Here is a 17,537-nt window from a genome sequence, read left to right as displayed (position 1 = left end):
AACAGCGCTGCGCGCCGATATAAAGGTAACAGCAGCCGCTGACCACTGATGAGGAAAGCCTTCGATGAATCGCATGGCCGCGCTTCGCCAATACCGAAACGTGAACACCCAAGCAGCCCTTGAGGATGCATCGCCCCACCGTTTGATTCAAATGCTGATGGACGGTGGCCTCAACCGTATCGCCCAGGCCCGCGGCAAGATGGAGCGTGGGGAGTTGGCTGACAAGGGTGTGCTGATCGGCAAGGCCGTGGCGATCATCAGTGGGCTGCGCGAAGGGTTGGATTTCCAGCGGGGCGGTGATATCGCGCAGAACTACGCCCGGCTGTACGACTACATCAGCCGCCGCCTGGTCGAAGCCAACCGTAGCAACGATGTGCGCATCCTTGATGAAACCAGCCGCTTGCTCGGCACCCTCAAGCAAGGTTGGGACAGCATCGATCCGCAGTTGGCCGCCCAAGCCCTGGCCAAGACGCCATAACGTTTTCCAACGAGGTCGCCATGTACCATTCGCCCGTATCGCCGCCCGTGGAGGGCACCATGAGCGCATTGCAGAAAATCGAAGCCACACGCTATGCGCTGGTGGATGCGTTGGCCTTGCAAGACTGGGACGCCATCGGCCGGCTCGACCTGGAATGCCGCGCCTGCGTCGAGTCGGTACTCGTTGAGACCAGCGCCGACCACGCCGGCCTGCGCGAAAACCTTGAAGCGCTGATGGGTGTTTACCGGCAGTTGCTCAGCGCCACCCGCCAGGTGCGCGACGACACCGCCAGCGAGATCCGCCACGTCAAACAAGCCAGCAACGCCGCCAAGGTTTACCGGCTTTTCCGCTAACGGCCGAAGCTGCAAGCGGTGATAGAAATGTTGCGCCATAAATTTGACTGTAGCGGTATTTTTGACTTTACTAGTGACGAAGTTCACATTCGGCGCAGGGATGGCGATACAATACCACTTCATCTCTCACGCGCCCGAAGGGCATCTGGTTGACTAGGGAAGTTGCTATTGCATGTGGCGTGAAACCAAGATTCTGCTGATCGATGACGATAGCGTGCGCCGCCGTGACTTGGCGGTCATCCTGAATTTCCTCGGTGAGGACAACCTACCCTGTGCCAGCGCCGATTGGCAGGCCGTGGTCGATTCGCTGGCCTCCAGCCGTGAAGTCCTTTGCGTGTTGGTCGGCACTGTGAACACACCAGGCCATCTGCTGGGTTTGCTGAAAACCTTGTCGGCCTGGGATCAATACCTGCCGGTGCTGCTGTTGGGTGATACCAGCCTGCCTGACCTGCCTGACGACTTGCGCCGGCGTGTATTGTCGAACCTTGAGATGCCGCCCAGCTATAGCAAGCTGCTCGATTCGTTGCACCGTGCCCAGGTGTACCGCGAAATGTACGACCAAGCCCGGGAGCGGGGCCGCCAACGTGAGCCCAACCTGTTCCGCAGCCTGGTCGGCACCAGCCGCGCCATCCAGCATATACGGCAGATGATGCAACAGGTGGCCGACACCGACGCCAGCGTGCTGATTCTGGGTGAATCCGGTACCGGCAAAGAGGTGGTCGCGCGTAATCTGCATTATCATTCCAAGCGCCGCGAGGCACCGTTCGTGCCGGTCAACTGCGGGGCGATACCTGCCGAATTGCTCGAAAGCGAGCTGTTCGGCCATGAGAAAGGCGCCTTCACCGGGGCGATCACCAGCCGTGCCGGGCGTTTCGAACTGGCCAATGGCGGCACCCTGTTTCTCGATGAAATCGGCGACATGCCGTTGCCGATGCAGGTCAAATTGCTGCGTGTGCTGCAGGAGCGTACCTTCGAGCGGGTGGGTAGCAACAAAACCCAGAGCATCGATGTGCGCATCATCGCCGCGACCCACAAAAACCTTGAAAGCATGATCGAAGTCGGGACCTTTCGCGAAGACCTCTACTATCGCTTGAATGTGTTCCCCATCGAGATGGCGCCGCTGCGCGAACGCGTCGAAGACATCCCCCTGCTGATGAACGAACTCATCTCGAGGATGGAGCACGAGAAGCGCGGTTCGATCCGCTTCAACTCCGCGGCGATCATGTCCCTGTGTCGCCACGGCTGGCCCGGCAACGTGCGTGAGCTGGCCAACCTGGTTGAGCGTATGGCGATCATGCACCCCTATGGGGTGATTGGCGTGTCGGAGTTGCCGAAGAAATTCCGCTATGTAGACGACGAAGACGAGCAACTGGTCGACAGCCTGCGCAGCGACCTGGAAGAGCGCGTGGCGATCAACGGCCATGCGCCAGATTTCGCCTCCAGCGCAATGTTGCCGCCCGAGGGGCTGGACCTCAAAGATTACCTGGGCGGCCTGGAACAAGGCTTGATCCAACAGGCGTTGGACGATGCCAATGGCGTGGTGGCCCGCGCCGCCGAACGCTTGCGCATCCGCCGCACCACCTTGGTGGAAAAAATGCGCAAATATGGCATGAGCCGCCAGGGCGGGGAAGGGGACGAACTCGGCGAGGACTGACCGCCAGCCTCACCGTAGCTCGAAGCCCAGCCCGGTGCGGCTGGGCCGTTACGCCCGCGCCAGGTACTTCATCCCTTCCTCAAGCCCGGCCACGCTGAGCGGGTACATGTTGTTACCCACCAATTCCCTGACCAACCCGGTAGACGCCGTATAGTGCCAGGCGTCCTTGGGGTAGGGGTTGATCCAGATAAGCTTGCGGAACTTGCCCATGAAGCGCTGCATCCACACGTAGCCGGATTCCTCGTTCCAGTGTTCGACGCTGCCGCCGGGGTGGGTGATTTCGTAAGGCGCCATGGCCGCGTCGCCGACGAATACCACCTTGTAGTCATCGCCATAGGTGCGCAGCACGTCGAAGGTCGCCGTGCGCTCAGTGCTGCGGCGTAAATTGTTGGTCCACACCGACTCATAGATGAAATTGTGAAAGTAAAAGTATTCCAGGTGCTTGAACTCGGTTTTGCACGCCGAGAACAATTCCTCACAGACTTTTACGTGGGCGTCCATCGAGCCGCCGATATCGAGCAATAGCAGCAATTTGACCCGGTTGCGCCGCTCGGGGCGCATTTGGATATTAAGCAGGCCCCCATCACGGGCGGTGTGGTCGATGGTGCCGTCGATGTCGAACTCGTCGGCTGCCCCTTGGCGGGCGAACTTGCGCAGGCGACGCAAGGCGATTTTCATGTTGCGCGTGCCCAGCTCAACGTGATCGTCAAGGTTCTTGTAGTCGCGTTGCTCCCACACCTTCACGGCCTTGCCCTGGCGTTTACCGGCATCGCCCAGGCGCATGCCTTCTGGGTTGAAGCCGCCGGAGCCGAATGGGCTGGTGCCGCCGGTGCCAATCCACTTGTTGCCACCGGCATGGCGGCCTTTTTGCTCTTGCAGGCGTTGTTTGAACACGTCGATAAGTGCCTCGAGGCCACCGAGGGTTTGAATGCGTGCCCGCTCTTCAGCGCTGAGGGCACGTTCGAACTCCTGGCGTAGCCAGTCTTCGGGGATCAGCGCCTGGAGGTGCTCATCGAGTTGTTCGAGGCCGTCGAAGTAGGCGCCGAAGGCGCGGTCGAACTTGTCGAAGTGGCGCTCGTCCTTGACCAGAATGGCCCGGGCCAGGTAGTAGAATTCGTCCATGTCGGCGAATGTTACATGCTGCTGCAGGGCTTCGACCAAATCGAGCAGCTCGCGCAGGGATACGGGCACCTTGGCCACGCGCATTTCGTTGAACAGGGTCAGCAACATGGGCACACCCTCAGCGGTTGCCACGCCGGCTCATGAAGGCCAAGCGTTCGAGCAACTGTACATCCTGCTCGTTCTTCACCAGGGCACCTGCCAGCGGGGGAATGGCTTTGGTTGGGTCGCGTTCGCGCAACACGGCCTCGCCGATGTCATCGGCCATCAGCAGCTTGAGCCAATCCACCAGTTCGGAGGTGGAAGGCTTTTTCTTGAGCCCCGGCACCTTGCGCACGTCAAAGAATACGTCCAGCGCCTCGCTGACCAGCGTGGCCTTGATGCCCGGAAAATGCACGTCGACGATTTTTTGCAGGGTGCTGCGGTCGGGGAACGCGATGTAATGGAAAAAACACCGGCGCAGGAATGCGTCCGGTAGTTCCTTCTCGTTGTTCGAGGTAATGATGATGATCGGCCGGTGGCGCGCGCGCACGGTCTCGTCGGTTTCGTAGACGTAGAACTCCATGCGGTCGAGCTCCTGCAACAGGTCGTTGGGGAATTCGATATCGGCCTTGTCGATCTCATCGATCAACAGCACCACGCGCTCTGGGGCTTCGAATGCTTCCCACAGCTTGCCTTTTTTGAGGTAGTTGCGCACGTCGTGCACGCGCTCTATGCCCAGCTGCGAGTCACGCAGGCGGCTTACCGCGTCGTACTCGTACAGGCCCTGGTGGGCCTTAGTGGTTGATTTGATGTGCCATGTGATCAGCCGGGTGCCAAGGGCCTGGGCCAACTGCTCGGCCAACAGGGTTTTGCCGGTGCCCGGTTCACCCTTGACCAACAGCGGCCGTTGCAAAGTGATGGCCGCGTTTACCGCAAGCTTCAGATCATCGGTGGCGACGTAGGCTGGGGTGCCTTCGAATTTCATTGCTCGTCCTCATGCGGTACCGGTAATGGCTGCGATGATAACCCCTGCCGGGGGGGATTTCAGCGCCGCCTGGTGGCCTGGCCAAGCTGCACGCCCGTCACGGTTGCGGCGGTGCCTGCTCGTAGCGTGCATTGAAGGCTTGGACAAAACCATTGCGCAATATTTGTAGAACCGCTTCGAACGCACTGATGTTTTGCTGGTGCACGCTGCCAGACAGGTCTACGCGGGTGGCGAACTGGTTTTTGCGCTGGTTTTTCAGCAGGGTTTCCGAGCCGCCGACCAACGCTTCCCAAACCGAGCGGAACCAGCTTTTGTCACGGTCCTCGACGTCTTGCTGCCAGTTGAATACGTCCACATCGTGCAACAGGGGCTTGATGTAACCGGTGAGCATGCCCTTGCGCGCCTGGGCTTCGACCACCACATCGCCGGAGCCTGCGTTGAAGTCGAATTTGCCATAGGCGCTGGCGAAATCGTTGAGCCGGCGCAACTCGACACCGGTGACACGCAGGCGGAAGTCGAAGTCTTCGAAATTATTCATCGGGTCGAAGGTGGCGCGGGCATCCAAGGCTGCGGGCCCGAACAACTTCGCGTTGCCTTCGAAGCGCGCATCGCGCGAGCCTTTGGGGTTCTCCACGTTGGTCAGGTTGAACAGGCTGGCGTTGATCTCGGTGGCTTTCAGGTCCACCGGCGGTTTGGAGTGAAAGTTACGAAAGGCGATGGTGCCGTTGTTCACCCGAACCTCGTTGAGGGTAAAGGGCACCAGCTTGTCCATCTGCGCCCGCCAGTCGGTGCCTTCACCGGTTTGGCTGTCCTTTTCGTTGTTCTTGCCGCCGTCGACGAAATTCAGCACCGGGCTGGCGAAGGTGACTTCCGCCACCACGGCATGGTCGTACCACAGCGAGTGCCAGCTTACCGAAAGGTCGATCATCGGCACATCGAGCAGCGGCACGGGTACCTGGCCGTCGCGCTTGACGATCTTCAGCCCATTGATGCGGTAGGCCCCACGCCACAGCGCGAGGTCTACGTCGGTGACATGGCCGGAGTAGGCGCCCATGTCGGCGAGTTTATCGTTGAGATAGTTACGCACCAGTATAGGCAATGTCAGGTGCAGCACGACCAGTAACACGACGATCAGGGCGAGGGTCCACAACGGCCAGCTATAGCGACGTTTCATCGGCGAGCTTCCAGGTTATATGGATAGATGGACTACGCGGCGTGTCAGACGTTCGACCACTGGACGCCCGGCTCGGCGCGGGCTTACCCTTTTGCAACGAACCGCACAACGCACAAGGACCTCTTCATGAGCCGCATCTATGCCGACAACGCCCACTCCATCGGCAATACCCCATTGGTGCAGATCAACCGCATCGCGCCACGTGGCGTCACCATTCTGGCCAAGATAGAGGGGCGTAACCCTGGGTATTCGGTCAAGTGCCGGATCGGCGCGAACATGATCTGGGACGCCGAAAGCAGCGGCCGCCTCAAGCCTGGCATGACCATCGTCGAGCCCACTTCGGGCAACACCGGCATTGGCTTGGCGTTCGTAGCTGCCGCCCGTGGTTATAAACTGGTGCTGACCATGCCCGCTTCGATGAGCCTGGAGCGGCGCCAGGTGCTCAAGGCGTTGGGTGCGGAGTTGGTGCTGACCGAGCCTGCCAAGGGCATGAAGGGCGCGATCGAAAAGGCCGAGGAGTTGGCCCGTGACAGCGAGCGGTACTTCTTGCCGGGCCAATTCGACAACCCGGCCAACCCGGCCATCCACGAGAAAACCACGGGCCCGGAAATCTGGCGGGACACCGACGGCGCGGTGGATGTGCTGGTCGCCGGTGTCGGCACCGGCGGCACGATCACTGGGGTGTCGCGCTATATCAAGCACACCTGCGGCAAGTCGATCGTGTCGGTGGCGGTGGAACCGGTGGGCTCGCCGGTGATCAGCCAAACCTTGGCGGGGCTTGAGGTCAAGCCCGCCCCACATAAAATCCAGGGCATCGGGGCCGGCTTCGTACCGAAAAACCTCGACTTGTCGCTGGTCGACCGTGTCGAGCAAGTGACTGATGAGGATGCGAAGAGCATGGCCCTGCGGTTGATGCGCGAAGAGGGCATTCTATGCGGCATCTCCTGCGGCGCGGCCATGGCCGCCGCGGTGCGCCTGGCGGAAAAACCTGAGATGCAGGGCAAGACCCTGGTGGTGATCCTGCCGGATTCCGGCGAGCGTTACCTGAGCAGTATGCTATTCGCCGACCTGTTCACCGAGCAGGAGCTTCAGCCCTGAATTGACCCCGCGAGGCCCGTGATGCCCACCCGCCGCCAGCTTATCCAGATGGCTACCGCCACGGCCGCCCTCCACCCTTTGTTATCGCGCGCGGCTTGGGGGGCCGAATTGATCCAGCGGCCGATACCGACCAGCGGCGAGCGCCTGCCGATCATCGGCCTGGGTACTTCGCGAACCTTCGATGTGAACCCCAACGATGGCCCGGCCATGGCACCGCTGCGGGAGGTGATGCAAGCCTTCGTCGGTGGTGGCGCGCGGCTGATCGACACCGCCCCCAGCTACGGCCAGGCCGAAGCGGCCAGCGGCGAATTGGTGCACAGCGCTGGGCTGCGCGACCGGGTATTCCTAGCGACCAAAGTGTCCGCCAGTGGGCAGGAGGCTGGCGCGAGGCAAATCGAGGCTAGCTTCGAGGCGCTGCAAACCGAGCGCATCGACCTGGTCCAAGTGCACAACCTTGTCGATACGGCAACCCACCTGGCGACCTTGCGTGCGTTGAAGGCCGCGGGGCGGGTCCGATACATCGGCGTCACCCATTACCTGGAGTCGGCCCAGGACAGGCTGGCCGAGCTGCTGCGCCAGGAGCCGGTGGATTTCGTGCAGTTCAATTACTCGGTGAGCGAGCGCAATGCCGAGAAGCGCCTGTTGCCGTTGTGCGCCGACAAAGGCATCGCCGTGCTCGCCAACCGCCCGTTCGGCGCCGGGCGCCTGTTCCCTAAGGTGCAGGGCCAGCCGGTGCCCGCGTGGGCCCAGGTTGAGCTGCAAGCCAGTTCGTGGGCCCAGTTGATGCTTAAGTTCGTGCTGGCTAACCCGGCGGTGACGGTAGTGATTCCGGCCACTTCGAACCCTCGCTACATGCTCGACAACCTGCTGGCTGGGCAGGGGGCGTTGCCCGATGCCGCCCAGCGTGCGCGCATCGTCCAGGTGTTCGCCTGAGGGGCCCGGCCATGGCGGTTATTGCTACTCGCCTGGCGCGTGCGATGGGCGCCCGCAGCGAAGAGCTCACCCCGGCACTGGCCGGCTTCACGTTGTTTTTCTGCCTGTTCAGCGGGTACTTCATGCTGCGCCCGGTTCGCGAGGCCATGGGCGTGCAGGCGGGGGTGCAGAACCTGCAGTGGCTGTTCACCGCCACTTTCGTCGCCATGCTGGTGGCGGTGCCGCTGTTCGCTTGGCTCAATTCGGTGGTGCCGCGCTTGCGCTTCATCGACTGGGCCTACGGGTTCTTCTGCCTGAACCTGGTGGGGTTCGCCGCCCTATTCGCCTGGCGTGGCGGCGATGTGACGTTGGCGCGCACATTTTACGTATGGGTTTCGGTGTACAACCTGTTCGTGGTGTCGGTGGCCTGGAGCTTGATGGCCGATGTGTTCGACGCCGCCCAGGCCCGCCGGTTGTTTGCCTTCATCGCCGCCGGCGCCAGTGTGGGCGGTTTGTGCGGGCCGGCCTTGAGCACAGCGCTGGTGGGCCTGCTCGATGCCAGCGGGCTGGCGCTGGGCAGTGCCGTGCTATTGGGGTTGGCGTTGTGGCTTAAACAGTATCTGATGCGCTGGCGCGAAACCGGCGGGGCAGGGCGGCCTGGCGCTGCGCCGGCGCAGAGCCCCCGGCAGCCGGTGGCAGGCAACCCGTTCAGTGGTGTGGCCACCGTGTTGGCTTCGCCGTATTTGCTGGCGATGTGCGCGTTCGTGGTGTTGCTGGCCAGCGTAAGCACGTTCTTGTATTTCGAGCAGGCCAGGGTGGTCGCCGAGCGCTTCGCCAGCCGTGACCAACAAGTGCGTGTGTTCGGTGTGCTCGATGTGATCGTGCAGGCCGGTGCGCTGCTCTCGCAGTTGTTCCTCACTGGCCGCCTCGCCCAGCGGCTGGGGCCGCGGATATTGCTGGCAGGGGTGCCCGTGGTGATGTGCGTAGGTTTTATCGGCCTTGCGCTGCTGCCCACGTTCGGCATGCTGGCCGGCTTGATGATCGTGCGCCGCATCGGCGAGTATGCGTTCATCCGCCCGGGGCGGGAAATGCTCTTCGCGCCGTTGAATGCACAGACCAAATACAAGGCCAAGAACTTCATCGATACCGTGGTATACCGCGCCGGCGATGCGCTCAGCGGTTGGGCCAAGACGCTACTCGACTCGCTTGGCGAGGGCGCCTGGCTGGTGGCATTGATCGGTGCTGGGTGCGCCGCCCTTTGGGCAGTGCTGGGCTGGTACCTTGGCGGGCCAGGGGGCGCGGCTTTGGACCAAGAAGAGGAAAAACCATGAGCTGGAGCAATTGCAGTGCTCAATGGCAGGTTTTGGCGAGGGCGTTTCAGGTTTATGATGCCGCACTGCCCATTTGGAGGAGCCCCGCATGACCCTCTCGTTCGCCGCCAAGGCCCTGGTGCTGTTGCTGTTCGTCGGCAGCATCCTGTACGTGCACTTGCGCGGTAAGGCACGCTTGCCGGTTTTGCGTCAATTCGTCAACCATTCGGCGTTGTTCGCGCCTTATAACACCCTGATGTATGTGTTTTCCGGGGTGCCATCCAAGCCTTACCTGGACCGCGCGCGCTTTCCCGAACTCGACGTGCTCAAGAACAACTGGCAAGTGATTCGTGAAGAAGCCATGCATTTGTTCGACGAAGGCTATATTCGCGCCGCGGAAAAAAACAACGATGCTGGTTTCGGTTCGTTTTTCAAGAAGGGATGGAAGCGTTTTTACCTGAAGTGGTATGACAAGGCGCTGCCTTCCGCCGAGGCCCTATGCCCGAAAACCGTCGAGCTGGTGAACTCGATTCCCAATGTGAAGGGCGCGATGTTCGCCTTGTTGCCCGGTGGCAGCCACCTGAACCCACATCGCGACCCATTCGCCGGTTCGTTGCGCTACCACCTGGGCCTGAGCACACCGAACTCAGATGCCTGCCGTATCTATGTGGACGGCCAGGCCTATGCCTGGCGCGACGGTGAAGACGTCATGTTCGACGAGACGTTCGTGCATTGGGTAAAGAACGAAACCGAGCACACCCGCGTGATTTTGTTCTGTGACATCGAGCGGCCGTTGTCGAACCGCCTGATAACCCGCCTCAACCGCCGCGTCAGCGCGTTTCTTGGCCGTGCCACGGCCCCGCAGAACCTCGACGACGAGCGCGTGGGTGGCATCAACCAGGCCTACGCTTGGAGCAAGCGCTCCAGCGACCGCATCAGCGGCCATGTCAAGCAGTTCAAGCGCAAGTACCCCAAGGGGTATCGCATCGCCCGCCCGGTGCTGGCCGTGCTGGTGTTCACCCTTGTGGGGTATTGGCTTTTCGGCTGACGCCCCGGGGGCAACCTCGCCACGGCTATGGCCTGCCCAATGGCTGCGACTCAGTTGCGCCCACCGCCTGGTATCGCTGTTCATTACCGGCTTGGCCTGTATACGTGGCCCGGCGCAGGGGTGAACGCTTCGCAAAAAAGCGCTCTAGCCCGGCATGTGTGTGCCCGTTCAGAAAACCTCACCGCATTGCCGACGAACGGTATTTGCCCAGCAAAGCGCGATGGCCAGAGGCCTGGAGCGTAAAAGCCTTTTGCCAGGGTGGCAAAAGGCTTTTACTCGGAGATGAAAAATAGTTTTTAAATTTTGAGCCCAGCTTCTATAAAACCTGTCTCGTTTGATCTGGATGACCGCCCCCATTTTAAAGGGATACCTTATACAGCTCTTATACAAGGCATCGCTCACCCATGATCGACCTCGCGGTTTGGAACCTCAGCATCCCAGTTGGCAGCCCTCCGAAAACGATCGCCACGTCCCGGTTGGTGTCGGGTTACAGCGATAAATACTTCAACTCGAAAGAAGGCAAACTGTTTTTCTGGGCACCCGTCACTGGGAGCAAAACGGCCAATGCCATATACCCGCGCACCGAATTACGCGAAACCTTCGAAGATGGCTCCCTGCGCAACTGGAAATTCACTCAGGCCAACAACCTGCTACGCGCCACCGTGAAAGTGAGTAAAGTGCCGTCTTCGGGCAGGGTGGTGATCGGGCAAATCCACTGTTATGAAAGCACCAAGCCGCTGCTAAAGCTCGAGTACCAATACAGCGACAGCCGCCAGACCGGCAAAGTCGTCGCCAAACTGCGGCGCTCGCCCAGCCAGTCGGAAGCGCAGGTAATTACCGTCGCTGACGACGTACCGATGAACAGCCGTTTCCAGTACATGATCCACCTCGGCACTGCCGGCGATTTGTCTGTGGGAGCACATGGCGAGGCCTACCGTACGCGCCTTAATTCAACTTGGAAAAGTGAAGCGCTGTACTTCAAGGCTGGTGTGTATACCCAGGACAACACCGGTTACAGCAGCGAAGGGGGCGAGGTGTTGTTCAGTTCACTGAACGCCCAGCACACCCAATAGCCCCCTGGCGCAACTGCTCGTTGACAGCGCCCGAAAAAGCCGTAGAATGCCGCGCCACAGCAGGCACATAGCTCAGTTGGTTAGAGCACCACCTTGACATGGTGGGGGTCGTTGGTTCGAGTCCAATTGTGCCTACCAGCTTAAAGCCCCGGTTTCCGGGCGATTGAAGGGCGATCCCAACTGGTCGCCCTTTTGTTTTTGCAAAACTTTTGCAAAACTTTTGCAAAACCCCCACCGCGCAGACGCTGTCAACGCGTCTCCTACCGCCCGTCAGATTGCCAGATCTGCCTTCACCTCGACGTACCGGATTTCCTTCACTACGTGCCCGTCCTGGTACCTCTCGGTCATTTCGGGAGTTGCGTGCCCCATGAGCGCCTGAACATAGTCGGTAGAGAATTTCTGCTGCTCATAGAGCCAGGAACCCAACGCCCGTATCTCGTGAAAAGTTGGTCGTTCGTGGGCTGGCAGGTAGTCGTAGGCATGTGCCTCATCCCTGGCTTTTCGGAAGCCTTTCGATAGATAGTCGGGGGTGACAGCCGTCCAGTGCTCTTTCGCGTCCACCTGTTCCTTCCGCCGCGCCCGGGGCCGATAGTGGATCAGGTAGGGCGACAGGATCGGAGACTTCATGCACTCCATCACTACTTCGCGCAGCGCCTTACCCATGGTGATCTTTAGGTGTACGGGGTTTCCGTAGGCTTCAGTCTTCCCGGGCGACACCTTGATAGTGTTCGCCTCCAGATCCACCGCAGACTTCTTCCAGGTCACGATATCTTCACGGCGCTGGAGGCTGGTCAGACCCAGCTTGATCGCGCGCTTGAGCCATTCGGGCGTGGTTTCGGCATCGAGGATCTTTTGAACCCCCTCCATGGTGTGCCGCTGGCGCTTCTTCTCGCCTTCCTTCTTCACTAAGGTAAGCTCGGCCACGTTCCGCTCGGCCATACCTTTTGCTACCGCGAAGGCGAAGACGTTCACCAGCAAGCCGCGATGCTTGGTGTAGGCGTTGTTGCTGAACTGATCCAGATACTTGGCCACCTCCATTACATCGATCTGGCCCACTAGCCGGTCGCCCAGGTCCTTGCGATACCGCTCGATCTTGTAGCCGATCTCACCGAGCGTGCCCTTCGCATAACCCCGCTCAGGCAGCCATTCAACCTCGAACCGGTCAATAAGTAGCTTCATGTTCGGCAGGCGGTCGCCCGTGATCGTCTCCAGCATGGCCCCGTTGTCAGTCATTAGTGGGGCCAGCTTGGCGTTGGCGGCCTTGGCCAAGTGAATGGCGCGGTCCAGCGACTCGTTGATGCTCGTCATCTTCCCCGTGATGGGGTTCTTGTACCGGAAATACTTGCCGTTCGGGTACAGGTTCGGCGGCAGCTTCCGATTGGTCGGTTTGCGTGGGCGCGGTGACATATCAACCTATATCCAGCATCTGGGCCAGTAGTGGGTCGTTGGAGCCGAGGCAGGCCGCGTGAAGATCAACAAAGTACATCCCGCCCCGGACCTCGCCAACCAGCTCGCCTTCATCAATCCACTTCTTGATCTGCTGAACACTGGGCTTTCCGCCGGCGTACCGGAGCTTGCGGTACTCGCTGACCTCCATCAGCCGAGGTAGGCGCATGGTAATTTCGGCGATCACTTTTGCCATGGTGAACCTCAGTCCTGACGCGTCAGGTTGTGGTTGATGCTAGAAACTGTCGCGCCAGCGCCCGATTCTGACTTGCTTCGCCGCCCCGACCTGCTGGCCACCACCTTGCTGTCGGCACCGTCATGCACTGTCAGTGCTGGCGTAGCGCGTACCATGGTGCCGTCCGGGTGCTGGTGATAGGTCGGCACGCCGTAGAACGGCCCGCCGGGCGCGAATGGGTCGGGGAGCGCGTTGGTCTCATCCAGCATCAGTTGCTGGAATTTGCGCATGAAGAGGTTGAACAGTGGGCCATCCTTCCAATCAGCGGGATGACGGCCCGACTGCCTGCTGGCGCTTTCCTCAAGGCCGGAAACGAAGGCAATCGCCGATATCGCCCTGGATTTGTCCTCGGCGTACTCGAGCACTTCCGCCCGGTGTACAGGGTTCACCTCCAATAGGTCGCATATCCCATCGAAACCATAAAGGGCTGTGATGTCGCGGTCGACCGAATACAGCCAGTCGGCCAGGTCGACCATGCTGCTCCCATAGTCGTCACGCAGCTCTTCGCGCATTTCTTTGAGGTGCGCCACTCGCTTCTCGGTGAATGGCAACCCAGCTTTTGCCTTCCTCAGGGCGGCGTTAAGCAGGCTGCTGCCCCACTCTGTTTCGGCCACGTACACCCTGGCCATCCGCCGAGCAATGATCAGTTGGCTTCGTGGGCTCAAGTGGGGAAGCGCAGCGATCTCTTGCAACCGTTCGGCATGCTTAGGCTTCATCTGCATGTGGGCGTGCCTCCAGAGAATGGTCCACGATCACCTCGATCTTCCAGAAGTGCTTGTAGCCAGTCGAGGTATCTTCCGAGCTGTGATAGCCACGGATACGCACGCCTGGCTCGTCCAAGTTCAACCCGTGCAGTTGGGCCAGCAGGCCGCACAAGGCGCGCGTGACATCCGCTTCGGACACCGTGGCGGTGTAGGTCGTGATGTTGGTGTGGGCAGTGTGCGTTTTCATGGCGTCACCCCTGGCGCCGCCGGATGCGGCACGATGTCGTAAATCACCTGCTTTACGTGCGCCAAGTATTCGCGGGCCACATCATCGGCGTAGCCGGTGGCTTCATCGACCATGCGCTCGATATCGCTGCGCGCCAGGCGGTGCCCGGTCAAGCGCAGCCATTCCTGAATGAGCCCGGCCTCGATGGACTCGCGCACGCAGATCCAAAACCAGGGGCCGGCAAAGTGGGCTTTGTCGTCGCTCATGGCCGTACGCTCCCGCCGGCGGCCTTCTCGGCCTTGCGCACCTTCGCCATCAAAGGCCAGATCGCATCCAGGGCATCGTCATGCTCAGCCCACATTTGGTCTGAGGGTTCGCCGCCGTGGGAGACGACAGCAGCCAGCCCGCCGCACTTGACGTTGATCAGGCGAAGCAGGTCGAACATGTCCTGGGCATACAGGGCCAGATGGGCGGGTACCGCGTCCAGATTCGTTGCCTGCTCGCGCAGTCGGCCAAGGTCTTGATGCAGCCGCTCCACTTCCTCCTCGAGCTCGACGTTCAGGTCGGACATGAGGGGCAGGGGAGCAAGCGGATCATCAATCGCCTTGCCGATCACGGCGCTGTCGGTGGCGGTCAAATTTCCGGCGCGCCAGCGCACGACTAGGGCCAATGGCAGCACGACCATGCCGCTCGGTTTGGTGTCACGGCTGGGCGTCACGGAATTATTCTTGCTCATCATCGGCGCCTCCTTCTGGCACGATACGCACTTGCAGGCGAAGGCCGCAGGCCATGGCCAGCTTCGTCAGTTCGCCGATGGTGGCATTCGATTGCAGGGCCTGGCCAAGCTCTACGAAGCGCTCGTCCAGGATTTCGACGTCGGTTTTTTTGAGCATGATGGTGGCGCCCTGCGGGAAGATGATGGACATGGGTCAGGCCTCCAGACCGGCCAGCGAAAGATCAGGCTGGCGCAGGAAGTGGTCGACCAGCACCTGCCGGCCATCGATGCCACATTCGGCCGCCATGGCCATGACCTGGGTGAAGGTCGTTTCCCGGCGTTGCAGGGCGGCCCATAGGGCAAGCAGGCGTTGGGCGAGGGTCATGGCTCGATCCCCTGGGCTGCCCGGAAACCGCTTAAGAACACCAGATACGATGCCCGCACACCTTCATCCACGAAGGTGCCGCGGCCCCGGGCTAGAAGTTCTGCCGGGTAGCCTTCTGGATTGGCTTGGATATACGCCTTGACGGGATCTTTGCCGGACATGACCGCTTGCTCGAGTGCGTCAAGCAGTAGGGCCTGGCGTGCTCGCCCGCTGACCAGCAGCTTGGTGGCCTGGATGAACAGCGTGTTCATGCTGGTGGCATCCTCGCGCGCCAGATGCTCGACTTGCTCACGCAAGCCGTCTGGTAGCCGAACGACAAATTTGTCCGCCGAGCGGGAGTTATAGGTGCTGTTAGGCATTCGCCACCCCCACGGATTCGCCAGGGTAGGCCGCCATTGCGCGGTCGATCTCGGCGTCGAGTTCATCCTCGATCAGCATGTTTTGATGCCGGTCGCGCAGCGCCAGATCCTGGCGAGTGGTATCCCAGGCCACGTCACGAAGCCAGCGGTACCGGCGGGCATCGGCAGCAAGGCGTATGTGCTCGTCGATATCGAAGTCTTCGGCCTGGCTGGCTGGCACCGGTTCAAGCGGAACCAATGAGGCCGTGCGGCGCAGATGAATCTCTTCACGGTCGACGGTCGCTCCCGCCGGCGCCTGGATACCCAGTCGTACTTGATGCCCATTCACCCCGGCCACGACTACGGTGATTTCACCACCGATAACAACTTTCTCGCCTGGGCGACGTGTTAAAAGAAGCATGTACACCTCCATCCTTTAGGCAAGGCTCCGCCCGGCCGGATAACTTGGCAGTCCAATAAATTTGGTTACTACATCAGCTAATTTTCAGTAGGCTCTGCTTGCGTTTGCCTTCGCGCTGAACAAAAGCATGAATGCCCGAAAGTTTTGCTTGTGCATCTGCATGTTCGCGTCGCTTGTCATCGCTCAGTTCGTCATAACGAATATGGCGAATGGCGCCGGCCAGTTTGGTAAGTTCCCGCTTCACTTTGACGAAGGTTGATTGCCAGGCTGTTTCAACTTGTTCGTTCGGCTCGATCAGCTCATATCCAACGCCGCGAACACTGGTCAATAGCAGGCGGTGTTCTTGAAGCAGTTCCTGGCGCAGAGAATCCATGTTGCTGAGGAACGCAAACTGGAATGCGCGAAACCCTTCGATCGTCTTCGGCTCATCCAGGTGGAAGGCTTCCCGCAACCAATCGAGCGTGATCAGATCGCCGTACTTGAAGCCCTCGGCAATATCGTTGGCGGCCTGGCGCCACTCCGGCAGTAGGGTAGGACGGCTCATTCGATCACCTCGACGCTGAAGCGGCCAAAGGAGCCGCCTTTCTCGGGACGATAATCGCAAAGCCCCACGAACAGACCTGCGTTCTCGGCGGCCCGGATAACATCGTCGCGCTCGATCATTTCAGGCGAAAACATCACATCGACGGTTGTCGACCAGTCTTGGAACTTAGGGCGATAGCGGATCAATCGAGAAGTGCCCACCACTACACTGCGTGAGTCCACGAACCGAGGATTAGCGAACATTCCTTCGGGATCTTTGGGGCCAAAGTAATCCAACTTGCAACGGTCGTCGAGCACCAGTACCGCGCGCTTGAAACTTGCACCGAGCCGTTGGATTTTGGCAGCACCGACCAAGGCGGACTTGATGTTCTGGCCGGGCACGAAAGGACCCAGTTCGGCATCGTGATACAGCGAACCCATCCATTCTGACTTGGCAATCAGTTCGTGGTCTTCATCAAGTTTTTTGCGCTTGCTGGTGAGAACCTTGTGTTCCTTGGTCGCTTTATCCAGCGGATTGCTGAAGCGATCAGAGTGCATCAGAAGGGGCGATTGCCCAATGAGTTTCAGTTTGATGGTTTGCACTGCGATGTCTCCACTGATGGTTGTTTTACTGCACTGCCCACGGATTGGTGGACAGTGCGCTGGAACATCCAGCCCTTGCCTAACCTTGCCTTGCCTTGCCTTGCCTTGCCTGGCCGAGCACTACCGAGCCCAACATAGCCTCTCGAAATGGCGCCTTCGCACCGTAATGCCCACTCTGGGAATGAGCATTACGCTGTTTCAGCCCTTGCCTAACCTGGCACCGCCTTGCCTAGCCTCTGCTCGCCTCTGCGCGCCAAGGTACTCAGTACCGGAAAGCACCCTCTACGAAGGTGCTGGCCGCTACGCTGTAGCCCATGCCTTGCCGTGCCAAGCCCCGCCTCACCTAGCCCAATGATGACCGCTGTCACCGCTGAACCGCCTCAGAGAAGCGGCTCAACGCTGCTTTGCAGCCCTTGGCACGCCGGACCCGGCCATACCCCGCTTGCCGAACCACGCCCAGCCTTGCCGAGACTCGTCGGGATGTTGCTTTCGCACCGCAATACCCCCTCTGCGAAGGGGCATTACGCTGATATCAGCCCTTGCCCGGCCAAACACTGCCGTGCCACACCATGCCCTACCGCGCCGAGCCCTAGCCGACCGCGCCGGACACTGCCGCGTAGTGCTTCCGCACCGCTCAACCACCTCGCGAGAAGTGGCTGAACGCTGATTACAGCCCTTGCCACGCCTCGCCTTGTCCCGCCACGCCAAGCCCAGCCGGACCTCGACCCGCCTCATGGCAGCTATCGCCACCGGAAA

The 17,537-nt window shown here is 60.4% G+C and carries 23 protein-coding genes and 1 tRNA gene; 9 read left to right on the top strand and 15 right to left on the bottom strand.

Annotated elements, in window-relative coordinates:
- The first annotated feature begins 64 nt into the window (after positions 1 to 64).
- The 3 genes from fliS (at position 65) to HAQ05_RS07930 (ending at position 2,485) form a co-directional block, all read left to right on the top strand.
- The gene (gene fliS / locus HAQ05_RS07940; protein ID WP_190419168.1) at positions 65 to 478 is read left to right on the top strand and encodes a flagellar export chaperone FliS; all 414 of its coding nucleotides are present in this window, start codon (positions 65 to 67) and stop codon (positions 476 to 478) included.
- A gap of 59 nt (positions 479 to 537) precedes the next feature.
- The gene (gene fliT, locus HAQ05_RS07935; protein WP_190419166.1) at positions 538 to 831 is read left to right on the top strand and encodes a flagellar protein FliT; all 294 of its coding nucleotides are present in this window, start codon (positions 538 to 540) and stop codon (positions 829 to 831) included.
- Positions 832 to 1,003: 172 nt separating this feature from the next.
- Entirely contained in the window at positions 1,004 to 2,485 is a 1,482-nt protein-coding gene (locus HAQ05_RS07930) for a sigma-54 dependent transcriptional regulator (protein ID WP_190419164.1), read from the top strand.
- Between the two features lie 48 nt (positions 2,486 to 2,533).
- Here the strand turns inward: HAQ05_RS07930 and HAQ05_RS07925 are convergent, their stop codons facing one another.
- The 3 genes from HAQ05_RS07925 to HAQ05_RS07915 form a co-directional block, all read right to left on the bottom strand.
- Positions 2,534 to 3,715: a vWA domain-containing protein gene (locus tag HAQ05_RS07925; RefSeq protein WP_190419162.1), complete on the bottom strand. Its 1,182-nt coding sequence runs from the start codon at positions 3,713 to 3,715 to the stop codon at positions 2,534 to 2,536.
- Positions 3,716 to 3,725: 10 nt separating this feature from the next.
- Positions 3,726 to 4,571, bottom strand: coding sequence for an AAA family ATPase (locus tag HAQ05_RS07920; RefSeq protein ID WP_190419160.1), 846 nt, complete (start codon positions 4,569 to 4,571; stop codon positions 3,726 to 3,728).
- Between the two features lie 97 nt (positions 4,572 to 4,668).
- A complete protein-coding gene (locus HAQ05_RS07915; protein ID WP_190419158.1) occupies positions 4,669 to 5,745 on the bottom strand; it encodes a DUF748 domain-containing protein in 1,077 nt (358 codons plus the stop codon).
- Positions 5,746 to 5,871: 126 nt separating this feature from the next.
- Here HAQ05_RS07915 and cysK point away from each other — a divergent pair, with 126 nt between their 5' ends.
- The 6 genes from cysK (at position 5,872) to HAQ05_RS07885 (ending at position 11,324) form a co-directional block, all read left to right on the top strand.
- The gene (gene cysK / locus HAQ05_RS07910; protein WP_190419156.1) at positions 5,872 to 6,843 is read left to right on the top strand and encodes a cysteine synthase A; all 972 of its coding nucleotides are present in this window, start codon (positions 5,872 to 5,874) and stop codon (positions 6,841 to 6,843) included.
- A gap of 21 nt (positions 6,844 to 6,864) precedes the next feature.
- Positions 6,865 to 7,776, top strand: a complete 912-nt coding sequence (locus HAQ05_RS07905) for an aldo/keto reductase (RefSeq protein ID WP_190419154.1) — start codon at positions 6,865 to 6,867, stop codon at positions 7,774 to 7,776.
- Positions 7,777 to 7,787: 11 nt separating this feature from the next.
- A complete protein-coding gene (locus HAQ05_RS07900) occupies positions 7,788 to 9,086 on the top strand; it encodes an NTP/NDP exchange transporter (protein ID WP_190419152.1) in 1,299 nt (432 codons plus the stop codon).
- 88 nt (positions 9,087 to 9,174) lie between these two features.
- On the top strand, positions 9,175 to 10,113 hold the full coding sequence (locus HAQ05_RS07895; RefSeq protein WP_190419150.1) for an aspartyl/asparaginyl beta-hydroxylase domain-containing protein: 939 nt from the start codon (positions 9,175 to 9,177) through the stop codon (positions 10,111 to 10,113).
- A gap of 404 nt (positions 10,114 to 10,517) precedes the next feature.
- Positions 10,518 to 11,186, top strand: coding sequence for a polysaccharide lyase family 7 protein (locus HAQ05_RS07890; protein WP_190419148.1), 669 nt, complete (start codon positions 10,518 to 10,520; stop codon positions 11,184 to 11,186).
- 61 nt (positions 11,187 to 11,247) lie between these two features.
- Positions 11,248 to 11,324, top strand: a tRNA-Val gene (locus HAQ05_RS07885).
- A gap of 132 nt (positions 11,325 to 11,456) precedes the next feature.
- Here HAQ05_RS07885 and HAQ05_RS07880 read toward each other — a convergent pair.
- From HAQ05_RS07880 to HAQ05_RS07825, 12 genes are all read right to left on the bottom strand, one after another.
- Positions 11,457 to 12,593 carry a tyrosine-type recombinase/integrase gene (locus HAQ05_RS07880; protein WP_190419146.1) on the bottom strand — a complete coding sequence of 379 codons (1,137 nt, stop codon included), beginning with the start codon at positions 12,591 to 12,593 and terminating at the stop codon, positions 11,457 to 11,459.
- A gap of 1 nt (position 12,594) precedes the next feature.
- Complete coding sequence (locus HAQ05_RS07875) at positions 12,595 to 12,828, bottom strand: hypothetical protein (protein ID WP_190419143.1); 234 nt, start codon at positions 12,826 to 12,828, stop codon at positions 12,595 to 12,597.
- Between the two features lie 8 nt (positions 12,829 to 12,836).
- Positions 12,837 to 13,589, bottom strand: a complete 753-nt coding sequence (locus HAQ05_RS07870) for a hypothetical protein (protein ID WP_190419141.1) — start codon at positions 13,587 to 13,589, stop codon at positions 12,837 to 12,839.
- A complete protein-coding gene (locus HAQ05_RS07865) occupies positions 13,573 to 13,818 on the bottom strand; it encodes a hypothetical protein (protein ID WP_190419139.1) in 246 nt (81 codons plus the stop codon). Before HAQ05_RS07865 ends, HAQ05_RS07870 begins: the two co-directional genes overlap by 17 nt.
- Complete coding sequence (locus tag HAQ05_RS07860; RefSeq protein ID WP_190419138.1) at positions 13,815 to 14,063, bottom strand: hypothetical protein; 249 nt, start codon at positions 14,061 to 14,063, stop codon at positions 13,815 to 13,817. Before HAQ05_RS07860 ends, HAQ05_RS07865 begins: the two co-directional genes overlap by 4 nt.
- Positions 14,060 to 14,536, bottom strand: a complete 477-nt coding sequence (locus HAQ05_RS07855; protein ID WP_190419136.1) for a hypothetical protein — start codon at positions 14,534 to 14,536, stop codon at positions 14,060 to 14,062. Before HAQ05_RS07855 ends, HAQ05_RS07860 begins: the two co-directional genes overlap by 4 nt.
- Positions 14,520 to 14,723 (bottom strand): hypothetical protein, encoded by a 204-nt coding sequence (locus HAQ05_RS07850; RefSeq protein ID WP_190419134.1) that lies wholly within the window; start codon positions 14,721 to 14,723, stop codon positions 14,520 to 14,522. The genes HAQ05_RS07855 and HAQ05_RS07850 overlap by 17 nt, the downstream gene beginning before the upstream one ends.
- A 3-nt stretch (positions 14,724 to 14,726) precedes the next feature.
- The gene (locus HAQ05_RS07845) at positions 14,727 to 14,897 is read right to left on the bottom strand and encodes a hypothetical protein (protein WP_190419132.1); all 171 of its coding nucleotides are present in this window, start codon (positions 14,895 to 14,897) and stop codon (positions 14,727 to 14,729) included.
- On the bottom strand, positions 14,894 to 15,256 hold the full coding sequence (locus HAQ05_RS29055) for an Arc family DNA-binding protein (RefSeq protein WP_190419130.1): 363 nt from the start codon (positions 15,254 to 15,256) through the stop codon (positions 14,894 to 14,896). The genes HAQ05_RS07845 and HAQ05_RS29055 overlap by 4 nt, the downstream gene beginning before the upstream one ends.
- The gene (locus tag HAQ05_RS29050; RefSeq protein WP_190419128.1) at positions 15,249 to 15,656 is read right to left on the bottom strand and encodes a carbon storage regulator; all 408 of its coding nucleotides are present in this window, start codon (positions 15,654 to 15,656) and stop codon (positions 15,249 to 15,251) included. Before HAQ05_RS29050 ends, HAQ05_RS29055 begins: the two co-directional genes overlap by 8 nt.
- A 73-nt stretch (positions 15,657 to 15,729) precedes the next feature.
- Positions 15,730 to 16,200: a hypothetical protein gene (locus HAQ05_RS07830; protein ID WP_190419126.1), complete on the bottom strand. Its 471-nt coding sequence runs from the start codon at positions 16,198 to 16,200 to the stop codon at positions 15,730 to 15,732.
- On the bottom strand, positions 16,197 to 16,781 hold the full coding sequence (locus tag HAQ05_RS07825) for a hypothetical protein (protein WP_190419124.1): 585 nt from the start codon (positions 16,779 to 16,781) through the stop codon (positions 16,197 to 16,199). The genes HAQ05_RS07830 and HAQ05_RS07825 overlap by 4 nt, the downstream gene beginning before the upstream one ends.
- Positions 16,782 to 17,537: the final 756 nt, after the last annotated feature.

Origin of the sequence: Pseudomonas typographi (genome assembly GCF_014694385.1) — a bacterium.
GTDB classification, from domain to species: Bacteria; Pseudomonadota; Gammaproteobacteria; order Pseudomonadales; family Pseudomonadaceae; genus Aquipseudomonas; species Aquipseudomonas typographi.
Note: the sequence above shows the minus strand (reverse complement) of the source record. Positions and strands in the feature narration are given on the sequence as shown.